4 protein-coding genes are annotated in these 17,535 nt (G+C 46.5%); 3 read left to right on the forward strand and 1 reads right to left on the reverse strand.

Annotation, left to right across the window (positions count from 1 at the left end; all coding sequences use genetic code 11):
- The first annotated feature begins 66 nt into the window (after positions 1 to 66).
- Positions 67 to 2,049 (forward strand): DUF4832 domain-containing protein, encoded by a 1,983-nt coding sequence (locus tag ABEG20_RS05120; RefSeq protein WP_406826309.1) that lies wholly within the window; start codon positions 67 to 69, stop codon positions 2,047 to 2,049.
- A 930-nt stretch (positions 2,050 to 2,979) separates the two neighbouring features.
- Here the strand turns inward: ABEG20_RS05120 and ABEG20_RS05125 are convergent.
- A complete protein-coding gene (locus ABEG20_RS05125) occupies positions 2,980 to 3,696 on the reverse strand; it encodes a LytR/AlgR family response regulator transcription factor (RefSeq protein WP_406826310.1) in 717 nt (238 codons plus the stop codon).
- Between the two features lie 297 nt (positions 3,697 to 3,993).
- On the opposite strand from ABEG20_RS05125, the gene ABEG20_RS05130 reads away from it, so the two are divergent.
- Both ABEG20_RS05130 and ABEG20_RS05135 read left to right on the forward strand, forming a co-directional pair.
- Positions 3,994 to 4,497, forward strand: coding sequence for a UpxY family transcription antiterminator (locus tag ABEG20_RS05130; RefSeq protein WP_406826311.1), 504 nt, complete (start codon positions 3,994 to 3,996; stop codon positions 4,495 to 4,497).
- Positions 4,498 to 5,069: 572 nt separating this feature from the next.
- A complete protein-coding gene (locus ABEG20_RS05135; protein ID WP_406826312.1) occupies positions 5,070 to 17,486 on the forward strand; it encodes an amino acid adenylation domain-containing protein in 12,417 nt (4,138 codons plus the stop codon).
- The last annotated feature ends 49 nt before the right edge of the window (positions 17,487 to 17,535 follow it).

A 17,535-nucleotide genomic window follows, 5' to 3' on the forward strand; every position in this document is an offset into this window, starting at 1 on the left:
CTCAGGTTCAAAATAGGTGCCGTATTAATAGCAAAACCTCTAATCTAAAATTTAATATTTATTACTATGAAAAAACTCATTTTCGGCTGGACAGGAAAGGTAACGCTGCTTGCTCTTCTGGGGCTGCATTCGCTTTCCTGTTCCAAAATGGTGGAAGAAAATCTTTCACAAACCTTTGATAAGGGACCACAAAAATTGGCTGTTATTGCCAATAACGTACTGATTAACCCCGTTTACAATAGCACATCGGTGTTACGGAATCCATTAAACGGTTGGGTTATGTATGGCAAACGTGATGCCACCGAAACGTATTGGGACAGTCAGTTTTTCGTACCCGAACTGGGTGCCAATGTAAAGGCGATAGATTACGCCTCAGCCTGTTATATCCGCACCAGCTGGCGATCACTTAATCCAAGCCCCGGTGTTTACGCCTGGAGAGACCCCAACTCACAGATCGGTAAACTCATCAACGGCGTTAAAACCAGAGGCTTGCCTATCGCATTCCGGATCGTGGTCGATGGGCGCGACCAGGGGGAAAATACTCCTGCCTTTGTATTCACCGCGGGTGCTCAATATTGGTTATCAAACCCTGCAGTACCAGCGCAGAAAACCCCTTTTCCCCAGGATCCGGTTTTCAGGCAATATTATACCACATTCATCGAAGAACTTGCCAAAGATTTTAATGATCCTGTTCGCACCTCTTTTATTGATGCCTATGGTTTAGGCAAATGGGGAGAAGCGCATAATACGGTATATGCTGCTCCGGGGGTATTAACAGCTGCGCAAACAGAAACTATAAAGGAAGAGGTACTGGATTGGATCATGGCACTTTATAACAGGACTTTCACCAAAGTGCCGCTGGTGATCAACTATCACCGGTTAATTGGTCATCCAACAAGCTGGGGCGCAGCAAACCCTAACAGCAACCAGTTACTGGTGAAAGCGATCAATCAAGGGTATAGCCTGAGGCATGATGCTTTTGCCATGACTGATTATTACCAGAGTTGGGAGAAAAACTTTGCAGCCACCTGGAAACATAAGCGGCCGATTATTATGGAGGGGGGATGGATTGTAACCGGCACACACCGCTATTGGATCGATTCAAGCGGACAATATCGCGAAGGGCATCCTGAAGATGTGAGAAAAGCTGAATTTGACAGGTCGGCAGAAGCTGCCGTAAATATGATGGATTTTAGGGTTGGCGAAGTGGCTTCCTGGTTTCAAACCAGTTTTCCTTTGGTACAGCGCTTCAATGCAGAAGGAGGCTACCGCCTTTATCCTGATCAGGTATCATTACCCAATGAGATTGCCAATGGAGCCACCGCTACACTGAGCCATCGCTGGAAAAACATGGGCTGGGGTTACTGTCCAAATAACATTCCGCAGTGGAACTATAAGTATAAAGTAGCTTTTGCTATTCTGGATACGGCTGGTGTGGTTAAAAAACTTTTTATTGATGAAAATGGAGAGCCTTCTAAATGGTTAAAAGATAACCCTATGAGTTACAACTTTACCACAACGGCAATTAACCTACCGGTTGGAAGTTATAAATGGGCGGTGGCCATCATCGATAAAACAAACGCCAACAAACCCGGCATTGCACTTGCCGTAACCGGAACTTTTAAAAACGGTTGGCTGGAATTGGGTAATCTGCAAATACAGGCCGAACCTCCAATTGGTCAGGCAATTAAATTAAAAGGTTCTAACAACCTGTTTGTATCGGGCGAAAACGGTGAAGTAGCCATGAGATGTAACCGTGCGGGTGCCTCCGACTGGGAAACCTTTACCATTGTTGATGCAGGTGGGGGGAAAATCGCGTTGAAAAGTAAGGATAAATATGTATCGTCAGAAAATGGCGCTGCAACCGGAATTACCTGCGACCGTACGAGCATTAGCGATTGGGAAAAATTTGACTGGGTGGTAAATGCTAACGGTAAAATTTCCCTCAAAGGAAATAATGGCAAATACATTTCTTCAGAAAACGGGCAATCAGCAATGAAGTGCAACCGGGCTACTATTTCTGGCTGGGAAACTTTTTCACTGGAATAATTCCTTAGGGAATGCTTTCAGGCAGCTGAAAGTTTTAAGATAATGGGTTGCTCTTGCGAGGGCAACCCCTTATCAGATTTTATTAGGAATTAGAAAAAACTGCAATTTCAATCAAAATAAAACATATATAATAAGGCTTAGATAATGATCTGAAAGCAAGTCAGACCAGGATTAATTATATTGATAGGGTAGGTAGTCAAATGGTATTTGGGAGAGGTCATACATTTGATGCACTCGTCGTTTTTAGTGATGTTGAGCCGTTTACGTTCAGGTAAGGAAATAAAAGCCCTGGAAATCTTCCATGTCATTTTGTTTGATTCAATATTTTAGGTGTTTTAAAAAAGATAGATTATACAACTTTTTCGATTTAATCCCAAATTATGGGTAAAGCTGAATATGTTTCAGGTAACCCCTAAGGATTCTATTAAAAAAAATCAAATGTTAGACGATCATGATCATTTTAGGTATTATTTGTGAATACATTAATTAAAGGAATTCTTAACCTAGCTGGCAATAAATACTTAAAAGTACATAAAATGCTAACGAAACTGTACGGTTAAGGCTTGCTTATTGATTTATTCTTTCAAAATTTTCGAAAACCCCCTATTTCAATCAATTCGTCTACAAAATGGTTTCGAATTACGCACCGCTACCGACCCAAAACCGCCCTTATGTATATTTGAAGGCGGTTTTTTATTGTTTGAGGTAATTGTTGCATCAGTTGGTTACAGGTGTAAGCTAATTGTGGACTAAAGCTAATGCCAGAAATTCCCTGTAAACGGATCATGTACAGAAGCTGGGGAGATAAATAATTCTCATACATATATTTTAGCTAACCTGAACATAAAAAAACCAACATTTTTACATACCTGAACTGAATTCAGAGTACCTTAATTTTAGCGTCCAAAAATTCAGTATATGCATTTGGATTTATTTATTTAACATGAAAATTTTATCATAAAAGCCTTTATACACCCTGCCTATAGGTAACTTTAAATTATTGGTAAGCAGAACATACTTTCTTTCGATTCCTTTAATGTGATTTTGAGATATTATAAATGATTTATGTATCTGTATGAAATTATCATCATGTTCAAGTAATTTAAGCATGCCTGATAAAGAGTTACATACGAAAATCACTTCACTAGAGGTGTAAATCTTGATTTCTTTATTTTGAGATTCTACAGCGATAATTTCTTTTAGGTTTACTTTTATAAATTTTGTTTTTTGATCCCTGCTTTTTAAAAGTATAAAGTGCATGTTAATATTCTGGGAAGGATGTTCCTTGTTTTCATATAAAACGGTATTTAAGGTTTGTAAAAATTTTTTGATCGAAAAAGGTTTTAATAAATATGCGTCAGCCTTTAGTTCGTAAGAATCAAAGGCATATTTAGTGTGTGCAGTGGTAAAAATCAGCTTCTTCACTTTGTGTTTGATCAGCTTAGCCAGTTCAATGCCATTTAATTCTGGCATTTCGATATCTATAAAAAGTACATCTACAGGTAAGGTTAATTTTTCAATGGTTGCTAATGCGCGTACGGAGTCGCTAAACGTGTTAATGAGTTTGATGTTGGGTTGGGTGCTGATGTATTCAGAAATGATTTCTAATGAAGAAAAATCATCATCCACGACAATACTTGTAAACATTCTATGTTATTATGGTTATTAATTAATAATACAAATAGTGACTTATGACAAGGTATGTATAGTATTTCTATTTATCAAATTAAAATCCTTAAAAATATGTCGTTCGCGCATAAAATCTTACGGTTCAATCTTATTTTTTGGCTGTTGACACTTAAATTTCTTTGTCAATTTTATAGCCTATATCTTTAGTTTTAGATATCGTTAATTGATATTGATCATGCATTTTTAGAATTCTTTTTGCTGTTTGAATAAATAAAATATAGCCTTAAGATCTGCAATATTTAATCTAATAATTCTATGAGCTCATTTGAAATAGGATGGTACATCATTTATACAAAGCCAAGACAAGAAAAGAAATTATTTACTGATCTGGAACACATGGGAATTGAAACTTATCTGCCTGTAATAAATGAAAAGAGAAAATGGCAGGACAGAATAAAGATAATTACTTCTCCATTATTTCCATCTTATGTATTTGTGAAATTGAAAAACCATATCCAGTTTTTTAGTTCCTCAAAAGCACGTGGATTCGTAAGTTATGTTAAAATCGGTAAGAAACTTGCATCTGTGAGGGATTGCGTCATCGAAAATATTGAATTAGCCATCAGTGATGCCAATAATTTTGAGGTTTCGAATGAGCTTTTTCCATTAGGTAAAAAAATGATTATCCCCAACGGAGCGTTTAGTGGTTTGGGGTGTGAAATTGTAAATCACCGTGGCAAAAACAAAGTTTTGATTAGGATTGATTTATTAAACAGGTGCATTTTGGTAAGTCTCTCCAGAGATATGTTATCCGCTTAATTAAATATGAAATATTAATGCATTTCAAGGCATTCACTTCTCGCCTAAAGTGGCTATCCCGAATAATATAATGGCTGATTTAAAATTGTATCTAAACCGTTACTTGAATAAGTATTTAAATTATCAAAAGTAGGCCATAATTTAGTGGTTAGAGTCTAATGATGTTGATTTATTGACATAAAATTAATTTGAACTCTATATAATAATTATTACATTTGAGTATACTTACTATGTAATAGTATTTTTATTAATATCTCTTTTCCTGGTAGATGTATTTACCTTAGCGATAGCTATATAATTTACCGTATTTTATCTTAAAAATTTATTCTTATAATCTGTATATAAAATCATGTTAAATGTTATATACGGTAGTATATATAATATATAGTTGCTATCCATTCCTTTAGAGTACATAGATTTTGGTGAATAATTATGACCAGATCATAAAATAATTCCTTACCTACCAATTCGGATATCAATAACATTACATTCCTTTAATTCTCACTTCTGGTTATACAGGAGAAACAACTGATAGGTTGTATACGCTAATACGGCAGCATAATTTTAATTTTATGAAACAGATATCGGCAATACAGGAAACAATTTGGTTAACACAAAGTATTTATAAACATTCCACTCTTTATAATGTGGGTGGTTATGCTTTATTAACCGGAAACGTTAATGCATGTAATTTAGTTGAAGCAATTAAAGAGGTATTATCGAAGGTTGACGCTGTAAAGATCGGGTATTCTGCTTTTAATGATCAGCCTTATGACCATAATCCCAAATTTAATGATTTAGATATTGCAATAACGGATTTTTCTGATCAGGATGATGCTGATGGGTGTTGTGTGGATTGGATGAATAAAGATATGGGTGTTGCCTTTGATCCTGCCAGGAATATGTTGAAAGTGAGGGTGCTTAAATCGGCAGAGAATAGATTTTTCTGGTATGTAAAGGTTCATCATCTAATTTTTGATGGATTTTCAATGGCCTTATTCTTCAATCATGTACTAAACATTTATAAGGCGGGTATCAGCACTAATCAGCCAGCAGGTCAGCAGGAATTATACTTATACGCTGAATATATAAAGGATGAAAAATCCTACAAATTATCAGATGAGTATTTAAAGGATCGTGACTTTTGGAAAAATCGGTTAAAGTCAATTTCTTTCGAAAAAGCTTTTAACTCCTGCCAAATAACCAGTAGTAAAGATTCTTTAAATGCTAAACGAAATGACCTGATCATTCCAAGAAGCCTATACAACAGGATAAATGATTTTTGCAAAGAAGAAAATTGCACTGTATTCCATTATTTTGTTGCAGTTCTTTTTATTCTGAATAAATGTTATAGTAATGAAACCCCGGTAATTGGTATTCCCGTTTTTAACAGAAGATCAAAAAAATTTAAAAATACGCTTGGAACATTCGTTAATGTTCTACCATTTTCTATCGAAATTAATTATAAGTCTACATTCCTTGAGGTGGTTCACCAAGTTAAAAATGAGCTAAAAGAATGCTATAAACATCAACGTTATCCACTGATTGATATTTTAAAAGATCTTGATAAATCCGGTAATGCTTATCATGTATATTTTTCTTATCAGAAAAATGATTATGTAAATCATACAGATCCATTTGAATCAACCATTACATTCATGAATAATGGGGAGCAGCAGGAAGATCTTGTTTTTCACCTTTTGGAATATTCCGATACTGAAGACTTGATTTTATCAGTTGATTATAAAGAAGATGTCTTTCATGCGAATGTAATCAACGGACTGATTATACATTTCAATAATCTCTTAAATTTTTGCTGTAATGCATCAACTTTACTTATTTCAGAATTACCTTACCTGAGTGCTTCAGAGCGTGAGCGGTTGATTTTCGGCTTTAATCCTTCCTTTGCTGAGCGTGCACCAGGCGGTACGGTAGTTGAACTTTTATCCTCTCAGGCATTGTTGACCCCTGATGCTGTTGCATTACAGTTTTCCGGTGTGGAGCTGAGCTATGCTGAACTTCATGGCTGGTCTAACCGTCTGGGGCACTATCTGCGTGCAGTGCACGGGATAGGCCCCGGGGAGCTGGTTGGTCTGAAGCTTGAGCGGAGCGAATGGCTTGTGATCGGCCTTTTGGGGATCCTGAAATCAGCGGGTGCCTATGTTCCGCTTGATCCTGCTTATCCCGGTGACCGGATTGCCTACATGGTCAGCGACAGCAACTGCAGGCTGGTGCTGGATGCTGATGAGCTTGAGCGGTTCATTTCGGTTTCGGACGTTTACAGTACCGAATCGCCGGAAATACTGAACAGTCCATCAGACCTGGCCTATGTGATCTACACTTCTGGCTCAACGGGCAGGCCTAAGGGCGTGATGATCGAACACGGGAACGTGAGTGCCTTTATGCACTGGTGCGGGGAAGAGTTTTCGGGTTCCTCGTACGATGTTGTTTTCGGGGCTACCTCTATCTGTTTCGACCTGTCTGTTTTTGAGATCCTGTATACCCTTGTCAGCGGCAAGCGTCTTCGCTTACTTCGTGATGGTCTTTCGATTGCGGAATATGTTACGGGGGAAGATCATATTTTATTGAATACGGTACCGAGCGTTGTAGGCAGCCTGCTGAACGAAGGGGTTGACCTGAGCAGGGTTACGGTACTGAATATGGCTGGGGAACCCGTTCCCTTAAGTTATCTCTCCCGCCTGGATTACCGGGGTACAGAGATCAGGAACCTTTATGGTCCTACCGAGGATACCACCTACAGTACGGTTTACCGGATCAGCTCGGATGAAGAGATACTGATCGGGCGTCCCATTACGGGCACTCAGGTTTACATCCTTGGTGATCATGGCCAGCTGCAGCCTGTTGGGGTTAGGGGAGAGATCTGTATCGGAGGTGCGGGTCTTTCGCGGGGCTACCTGAACAATGCTGCGCTCAGCTCGGAACGTTTTGTTGCCCATCCCTTTTTTGAGAATGAGCGGATCTACCTGACTGGTGATCTGGGCCGCTGGCGTGCAGATGGGGAGCTGGAGTACCTTGGCCGGAAGGACGACCAGGTAAAGATCCGTGGTTTCCGGATCGAGCCTGGTGAGATCTCAGCGGCACTGGAGGGTTATGAAGGGGTGCTGTCTGCGGTTGTTGTGGCACGTACGGTACGGACTTCAGAAAAGGAACTGGTGGCCTATGTTAGCGGTACCCGGATTTTTGAGGTTCCTGAACTTCGCAGCTACCTGAGCGGATTGCTTCCCTCGCACCAGGTTCCGGCGTACTATGTACAGCTGGAATCTCTTCCGCTGACCAGCAACGGCAAGATCGACAAGCTATCGCTGCCGCTGCCTTCGGAAGGTGAGCTGGGGTCGGGTAACGGATACGTTTCCCCGCGTACTTTAACGGAGGCACAGCTGGTGGGGATCTGGGAAGAGGTCCTGGGGCGGGAGCACATCGGTGTTAGGGACAGTTTCTTCGATCTTGGGGGGCATAGCTTGAAGGCCGTGCGTTTGATCGGCCGTGTTCATAAGGTTTTCTGTGTTCGGATAGCCTTAAAAGATATATTTTCAAGGCCTCTGCTGGAATCTATGGCCTCATTGATAGATGGTTCGGCAAGTTCGGGCTACCTGGGCATCCCGCCTGCGGGTTACCGTTCCCGTTACCCGCTTTCCTCTTCCCAGCGCCGGATGTGGGTGCTTGGCCAGATGGAACCAGGCCTTACGGCCTACAACATCCCCGGTGTATTTGTTGTCGAAGGGGTGCTGGACCCTGCTGTTCTGGAACATTCCTTCGGTTTGCTGATCAAAAGGCACGAGAGTCTGAGGACTGTATTTATCGTTGATGAATCAGGTATTCCCTTCCAGGAAATCCTTTCCCCTGATGCTGTTTCTTTCGTGATGTCCCATCATGACCTCCGGGGTGAGGAAGACCAGGATGGAAAGGCTTCAGCGCTGGTCAGGGAATCTTCGTTGTTCCGGTTCGATCTTTCCTCGGGTCCTTTGCTCACCTGTGGTTTGATCCGTTTGCAGGATGAGGAATGGATACTGACCTTTACGATCCACCACATCATCAGCGATGGCTGGTCTATGGATGTGCTGGTGAGGGAGCTGCTGATGTTTTACAACGAGGGAGGCATAGATACGCTTCCTGCGCTGGAGATCCAGTATAAGGATTATGCGGTCTGGCAGCAGGAGCAGCTGGAGCTATCTTCCGGCGGGGTGATGCGGTCTTCGGGGGATTACTGGCTGGAACAGCTGTCTGGGGTTTTACCTGTGCTGGACCTTCCATCGGACAAGGTACGCCCGTTGGTAAAGACTTATAACGGTTCAGTATTGGATCATCTGATCGGTAGTGAGCTTACTGGAAGTTTCAAGGCGCTGCTCTCGGGTCACGGGGCGAGCCTTTTTGTTGGGCTGCTCTCCTCTGTGGCAGCCATACTTCACCGTTACAGCGGGCAGGAGGACATGATCATCGGGAGCCCTGTTGCAGGGCGTGAGCATAGCGATTTTGAGGGCCAGATCGGGCTTTATGTCAATACGCTTGCACTGAGAGTTCGTCCAAGCGGTTCATGGGGTTATGATGCGCTGCTGGATCATGTTAAAACGCAGGTGCTGGATGCCTATCCTCACCAGTCTTACCCCTTTGATGCTCTGGTTGATGCACTGGAACTGCCTTTGGACCTGGGCCGGAGTGCTCTTTTTGATGTGATGGTGCTTCTTGAAGAACAGGAAAGCCGTGTTTCCGGACTGGCTCTGGGCGGTGCTGTTCTGCGGGATTACCCCGGAGAGCGGGCAAGACAGAGCAAGTTTGACCTGACTTTTAGCTTTTTAGACCAGGGGGATCACCTCAGGTTATCGATTGAATATAATACGGATATCTATAGCAGGGCCGGCATTGTACAACTGGCGGACCATTTTGAGCGGCTGCTGGGGGCAATGGTCGGCGATGAGGGTGCACCTCTGGGTTTACTGGACTACCTGAGTGCTCCGGAGCGTGAGCGGTTGATTTTCGGTTTTAATCCTTCCTTTGCTGAGCGTGCACCAGGCGGTACGGTAGTTGAACTTTTATCCTCTCAGGCATTGTTGACCCCTGATGCTGTTGCATTACAGTTTTCCGGTGTGGAGCTGAGCTATGCTGAACTTCATGGCTGGTCTAACCGTCTGGGGCACTATCTGCGTGCAGTGCACGGGATAGGTCCCGGGGAGCTGGTGGGTCTGAAGCTTGAGCGGAGCGAATGGCTTGTGATCGGCCTTTTGGGGATCCTGAAATCAGCGGGTGCCTATGTTCCGCTTGATCCTGCTTATCCCGGTGACCGGATTGCCTACATGGTCAGCGACAGCAACTGCAGGCTGGTGCTGGATGCTGATGAGCTTGAGCGGTTCATTTCAGTTTCGGACGTTTACAGTACCGAATCGCCGGAAATACTGAACAGTCCATCAGACCTGGCCTATGTGATCTACACTTCTGGCTCAACGGGCAGGCCTAAGGGCGTGATGATCGAACACGGGAATTTATTCAATTATATTAAATGGGCAGATAATTATTATTTTAAGGATAAAACAAGAGGCAATTTTGGTTTATACACTTCTCTATCATTCGATTTAACCGTAACAAGCATTTTTTGTCCGCTAACTTTAGGTAAAAAAATATTTATATATAGCCAGCAAGACGATGTGATAGCGATACTATTGCATAGTTTCAAAGAATGTAGCATAGATTGTATCAAAATTACGCCAGCTCATATCACGATACTTGAATATTTAAATATATCGTCTGCCAGTATTACCTGTGCAATTGTTGGTGGTGAAGAATTAACACAAAAGCATATTAATATTTTAAAGAAAATAAATCCTGAAATTGAAATATATAATGAATACGGACCAACCGAAGCAACTGTTGGTTGTGTAATAGAAAAAATAGAACAAAATAAACCGATCTTGATCGGGCGTCCCATTACGGGCACTCAGGTTTACATCCTTGGTGATCATGGCCAGCTGCAGCCTGTGGGGGTTAGGGGAGAGATCTGTATCGGAGGTGCGGGTCTTTCGCGGGGTTACCTGAACAATGCTGCGCTCAGCTCGGAACGTTTTGTTGCCCATCCCTTTTTTGAGGGTGAACGGATCTACCTGACTGGTGATCTGGGGCGCTGGCGTGGAGATGGGGAGCTGGAGTACCTTGGCCGGAAGGACGACCAGGTGAAGATCCGTGGTTTCCGGATCGAGCCTGGTGAGATCTCAGCGGCACTGGAGGGTTATGAAGGGGTGCTGTCTGCAGTTGTTGTGGCACGTACGGTACGGACTTCAGAAAAGGAACTGGTGGCCTATGTTAGTGGTACCCGGAATTTTGAGGTTCCTGAACTTCGCAGCTACCTGAACGGATTGCTTCCCTCGCACCAGGTTCCGGCGTATTATGTACAGCTGGAATCTCTTCCGCTGACCAGCAACGGCAAGATCGACAAGCTATCGCTGCCGCTGCCTTCGGAAGGTGAGCTGGGGTCGGGTAACGGATACGTTTCCCCGCGTACTTTAACGGAGGCACAGCTGGTGGGGATCTGGGAAGAGGTCCTGGGGCGGGAGCACATCGGTGTTAGGGACAGTTTCTTCGATCTTGGGGGGCATAGCTTGAAGGCCGTGCGTTTGATCGGCCGTGTTCATAAGGTTTTCGGTGTTCGGATAGCCTTAAAAGATATATTTTCAAGGCCTCTGCTGGAATCTATGGCCTCATTGATAGATGGTTCGGCAAGTTCGGGCTACCTGGGCATCCCGCCTGCGGGTTACCGTTCCCGTTACCCGCTTTCCTCTTCCCAGCGCCGGATGTGGGTGCTTGGCCAGATGGAACCAGGCCTTACGGCCTACAACATCCCCGGTGTATTTGTTGTCGAAGGGGTGCTGGACCCTGCTGTTCTGGAACATTCCTTCGGTTTGCTGATCAAAAGGCACGAGAGTCTGAGGACTGTATTTATCGTTGATGAATCAGGTATTCCCTTCCAGGAAATCCTTTCCCCTGATGCTGTTTCTTTCGTGATGTCCCATCATGACCTCCGGGGTGAGGAAGACCAGGATGGAAAGGCTTCAGCGCTGGTCAGGGAATCTTCGTTGTTCCGGTTCGATCTTTCCTCGGGTCCTTTGCTCACCTGTGGTTTGATCCGTTTGCAGGATGAGGAATGGATACTGACCTTTACGATCCACCACATCATCAGCGATGGCTGGTCTATGGATGTGCTGGTGAGGGAGCTGCTGATGTTTTACAACGAGGGAGGCATAGATACGCTTCCTGCGCTGGAGATCCAGTATAAGGATTATGCGGTCTGGCAGCAGGAGCAGCTGGAGCTATCTTCCGGCGGGGTGATGCGGTCTTCGGGGGATTACTGGCTGGAACAGCTGTCTGGGGTTTTACCTGTGCTGGACCTTCCATCGGACAAGGTACGCCCGTTGGTAAAGACTTATAACGGTTCAGTATTGGATCATCTGATCGGTAGTGAGCTTACTGGAAGTTTCAAGGCGCTGCTCTCGGGTCACGGGGCGAGCCTTTTTGTTGGGCTGCTCTCCTCTGTGGCAGCCATACTTCACCGTTACAGCGGGCAGGAGGACATGATCATCGGGAGCCCTGTTGCAGGGCGTGAGCATAGCGATTTTGAGGGCCAGATCGGGCTTTATGTCAATACGCTTGCACTGAGAGTTCGTCCAAGCGGTTCATGGGGTTATGATGCGCTGCTGGATCATGTTAAAACGCAGGTGCTGGATGCCTATCCTCACCAGTCTTACCCCTTTGATGCTCTGGTTGATGCACTGGAACTGCCTTTGGACCTGGGCCGGAGTGCTCTTTTTGATGTGATGGTGCTTCTTGAAGAACAGGAAAGCCGTGTTTCCGGACTGGCTCTGGGCGGTGCTGTTCTGCGGGATTACCCCGGAGAGCGGGCAAGACAGAGCAAGTTTGACCTGACTTTTAGCTTTTTAGACCAGGGGGATCACCTCAGGTTATCGATTGAATATAATACGGATATCTATAGCAGGGCCGGCATTGTACAACTGGCGGACCATTTTGAGCGGCTGCTGGGGGCAATGGTCGGCGATGAGGGTGCACCTCTGGGTTTACTGGACTACCTGAGTGCTCCAGAGCGTGAGCGGTTGATTTTCGGTTTTAATCCTTCCTTTGCTGAGCGTGCACCAGGCGGTACGGTAGTTGAACTTTTATCCTCTCAGGCATTGTTGACCCCTGATGCTGTTGCATTACAGTTTTCCGGTGTGGAGCTGAGCTATGCTGAACTTCATGGCTGGTCTAACCGTCTGGGGCACTATCTGCGTGCAGTGCACGGGATAGGTCCCGGGGAGCTGGTGGGTCTGAAGCTTGAGCGGAGCGAATGGCTTGTGATCGGCCTTTTGGGGATCCTGAAATCAGCGGGTGCCTATGTTCCGCTTGATCCTGCTTATCCCGGTGACCGGATTGCCTACATGGTCAGCGACAGCAACTGCAGGCTGGTGCTGGATGCTGATGAGCTTGAGCGGTTCATTTCGGTTTCGGACGTTTACAGTACCGAATCGCCGGAAATACTGAACAGTCCATCAGACCTGGCCTATGTGATCTACACTTCTGGCTCAACGGGCAGGCCTAAGGGCGTGATGATCGAACACGGGAACGTGAGTGCCTTTATGCACTGGTGCGGGGAAGAGTTTTCGGGTTCCTCGTACGATGTTGTTTTCGGGGCTACCTCTATCTGTTTCGACCTGTCTGTTTTTGAGATCCTGTATACCCTTGTCAGCGGCAAGCGTCTTCGCTTACTTCGTGATGGTCTTTCGATTGCGGAATATGTTACGGGGGAAGATCATATTTTATTGAATACGGTACCGAGCGTTGTAGGCAGCCTGCTGAACGAAGGGGTTGACCTGAGCAGGGTTACGGTACTGAATATGGCTGGGGAACCCGTTCCCTTAAGTTATCTCTCCCGCCTGGATTACCGGGGTACAGAGATCAGGAACCTTTATGGTCCTACCGAGGATACCACCTACAGTACGGTTTACCGGATCAGCTCGGATGAAGAGATACTGATCGGGCGTCCCATTACGGGCACTCAGGTTTACATCCTTGGTGATCATGGCCAGCTGCAGCCTGTTGGGGTTAGGGGAGAGATCTGTATCGGAGGTGCGGGTCTTTCGCGGGGCTACCTGAACAATGCTGCGCTCAGCTCGGAACGTTTTGTTGCCCATCCCTTTTTTGAGAATGAGCGGATCTACCTGACTGGTGATCTGGGCCGCTGGCGTGCAGATGGGGAGCTGGAGTACCTTGGCCGGAAGGACGACCAGGTAAAGATCCGTGGTTTCCGGATCGAGCCTGGTGAGATCTCAGCGGCACTGGAGGGTTATGAAGGGGTGCTGTCTGCGGTTGTTGTGGCACGTACGGTACGGACTTCAGAAAAGGAACTGGTGGCCTATGTTAGCGGTACCCGGATTTTTGAGGTTCCTGAACTTCGCAGCTACCTGAGCGGATTGCTTCCCTCGCACCAGGTTCCGGCGTACTATGTACAGCTGGAATCTCTTCCGCTGACCAGCAACGGCAAGATCGACAAGCTATCGCTGCCGCTGCCTTCGGAAGGTGAGCTGGGGTCGGGTAACGGATACGTTTCCCCGCGTACTTTAACGGAGGCACAGCTGGTGGGGATCTGGGAAGAGGTCCTGGGGCGGGAGCACATCGGTGTTAGGGACAGTTTCTTCGATCTTGGGGGGCATAGCTTGAAGGCCGTGCGTTTGATCGGCCGTGTTCATAAGGTTTTCTGTGTTCGGATAGCCTTAAAAGATATATTTTCAAGGCCTCTGCTGGAATCTATGGCCTCATTGATAGATGGTTCGGCAAGTTCGGGCTACCTGGGCATCCCGCCTGCGGGTTACCGTTCCCGTTACCCGCTTTCCTCTTCCCAGCGCCGGATGTGGGTGCTTGGCCAGATGGAACCAGGCCTTACGGCCTACAACATCCCCGGTGTATTTGTTGTCGAAGGGGTGCTGGACCCTGCTGTTCTGGAACATTCCTTCGGTTTGCTGATCAAAAGGCACGAGAGTCTGAGGACTGTATTTATCGTTGATGAATCAGGTATTCCCTTCCAGGAAATCCTTTCCCCTGATGCTGTTTCTTTCGTGATGTCCCATCATGACCTCCGGGGTGAGGAAGACCAGGATGGAAAGGCTTCAGCGCTGGTCAGGGAATCTTCGTTGTTCCGGTTCGATCTTTCCTCGGGTCCTTTGCTCACCTGTGGTTTGATCCGTTTGCAGGATGAGGAATGGATACTGACCTTTACGATCCACCACATCATCAGCGATGGCTGGTCTATGGATGTGCTGGTGAGGGAGCTGCTGATGTTTTACAACGAGGGAGGCATAGATACGCTTCCTGCGCTGGAGATCCAGTATAAGGATTATGCGGTCTGGCAGCAGGAGCAGCTGGAGCTATCTTCCGGCGGGGTGATGCGGTCTTCGGGGGATTACTGGCTGGAACAGCTGTCTGGGGTTTTACCTGTGCTGGACCTTCCATCGGACAAGGTACGCCCGTTGGTAAAGACTTATAACGGTTCAGTATTGGATCATCTGATCGGTAGTGAGCTTACTGGAAGTTTCAAGGCGCTGCTCTCGGGTCACGGGGCGAGCCTTTTTGTTGGGCTGCTCTCCTCTGTGGCAGCCATACTTCACCGTTACAGCGGGCAGGAGGACATGATCATCGGGAGCCCTGTTGCAGGGCGTGAGCATAGCGATTTTGAGGGCCAGATCGGGCTTTATGTCAATACGCTTGCACTGAGAGTTCGTCCAAGCGGTTCATGGGGTTATGATGCGCTGCTGGATCATGTTAAAACGCAGGTGCTGGATGCCTATCCTCACCAGTCTTACCCCTTTGATGCTCTGGTTGATGCACTGGAACTGCCTTTGGACCTGGGCCGGAGTGCTCTTTTTGATGTGATGGTGCTTCTTGAAGAACAGGAAAGCCGTGTTTCCGGACTGGCTCTGGGCGGTGCTGTTCTGCGGGATTACCCCGGAGAGCGGGCAAGACAGAGCAAGTTTGACCTGACTTTTAGCTTTTTAGACCAGGGGGATCACCTCAGGTTATCGATTGAATATAATACGGATATCTATAGCAGGGCCGGCATTGTACAACTGGCGGACCATTTTGAGCGGCTGCTGGGGGCAATGGTCGGCGATGAGGGTGCACCTCTGGGTTTACTGGACTACCTGAGTGCTCCGGAGCGTGAGCGGTTGATTTTCGGTTTTAATCCTTCCTTTGCTGAGCGTGCACCAGGCGGTACGGTAGTTGAACTTTTATCCTCTCAGGCATTGTTGACCCCTGATGCTGTTGCATTACAGTTTTCCGGTGTGGAGCTGAGCTATGCTGAACTTCATGGCTGGTCTAACCGTCTGGGGCACTATCTGCGTGCAGTGCACGGGATAGGTCCCGGGGAGCTGGTGGGTCTGAAGCTTGAGCGGAGCGAATGGCTTGTGATCGGCCTTTTGGGGATCCTGAAATCAGCGGGTGCCTATGTTCCGCTTGATCCTGCTTATCCCGGTGACCGGATTGCCTACATGGTCAGCGACAGCAACTGCAGGCTGGTGCTGGATGCTGATGAGCTTGAGCGGTTCATTTCAGTTTCGGACGTTTACAGTACCGAATCGCCGGAAATACTGAACAGTCCATCAGACCTGGCCTATGTGATCTACACTTCTGGCTCAACGGGCAGGCCTAAGGGCGTGATGATCGAACACGGGAATGTGAGTGCCTTTATGCACTGGTGCGGGGAAGAGTTTTCGGGTTCCTCGTACGATGTTGTTTTCGGGGCTACCTCTATCTGTTTCGACCTGTCTGTTTTTGAGATCCTGTATACCCTTGTCAGCGGCAAGCGTCTTCGCTTACTTCGTGATGGTCTTTCGATTGCGGAATATGTTACGGGGGAAGATCATATTTTATTGAATACGGTACCGAGCGTTGTAGGCAGCCTGCTGAACGAAGGGGTTGACCTGAGCAGGGTTACGGTACTGAATATGGCTGGGGAACCCGTTCCCTTAAGTTATCTCTCCCGCCTGGATTACCGGGGTACAGAGATCAGGAACCTTTATGGTCCTACCGAGGATACCACCTACAGTACGGTTTACCGGATCAGCTCGGATGAAGAGATACTGATCGGGCGTCCTATTACGGGCACTCAGGTTTACATCCTTGGTGATCATGGCCAGCTGCAGCCTGTGGGGGTTAGGGGAGAGATCTGTATCGGAGGTGCGGGTCTTTCGCGTGGCTACCTGAACAATGCTGCGCTCAGCTCGGAACGTTTTGTTGCCCATCCCTTTTTTGAAGGTGAGCGGATCTACCTGACTGGTGATCTGGGCCGCTGGCGTGCAGATGGGGAGCTGGAGTATCTTGGCCGGAAGGACGACCAGGTAAAGATCCGTGGTTTCCGGATCGAGCCTGGTGAGATCTCAGCGGCACTGGAGGGTTATGAAGGGGTGTTGTCTGCGGTTGTTGTGGCACGTACGGTACGGACTTCAGAAAAGGAACTGGTGGCCTATGTTAGCGGTACCCGGAATTTTGAGGTTCCGGAACTTCGCAGCTACCTGAGCGGATTGCTTCCCTCGCACCAGGTTCCGGCGTATTATGTACAGCTGGAATCTCTTCCGCTGACCAGCAACGGCAAGATCGACAAGCTATCGCTGCCGCTGCCTTCGGAAGGTGAGCTGGGGGCGGGTAACGGATACGTTTCCCCGCGTACTTTAACGGAGGCACAGCTGGTGGGGATCTGGGAAGAGGTTCTGGGGCGGGAGCACATCGGTGTTAGGGACAGTTTCTTCGATCTTGGGGGGCATAGCTTGAAGGCCGTTCAGCTTATTTCAAGAATAAACAACACATTCTTAGTTCATTTTAATATACAAAGCATATTTCAGGAGCCAACTATAGAGCACATTGCCGAACGCATCGTTTTCATTCTTGATCAACAAAAGCAGAAAGAAAACAAGGGAAATCTGATCAAGATTGAAATGTAATATAAGAACGCATATCTCTATTACCGAAACCCGATTTAAGTGAACTTAA

Source organism: Pedobacter sp. KACC 23697, assembly GCF_045348445.1.
In the GTDB taxonomy this organism is placed as follows: domain Bacteria; phylum Bacteroidota; class Bacteroidia; order Sphingobacteriales; family Sphingobacteriaceae; genus Pedobacter.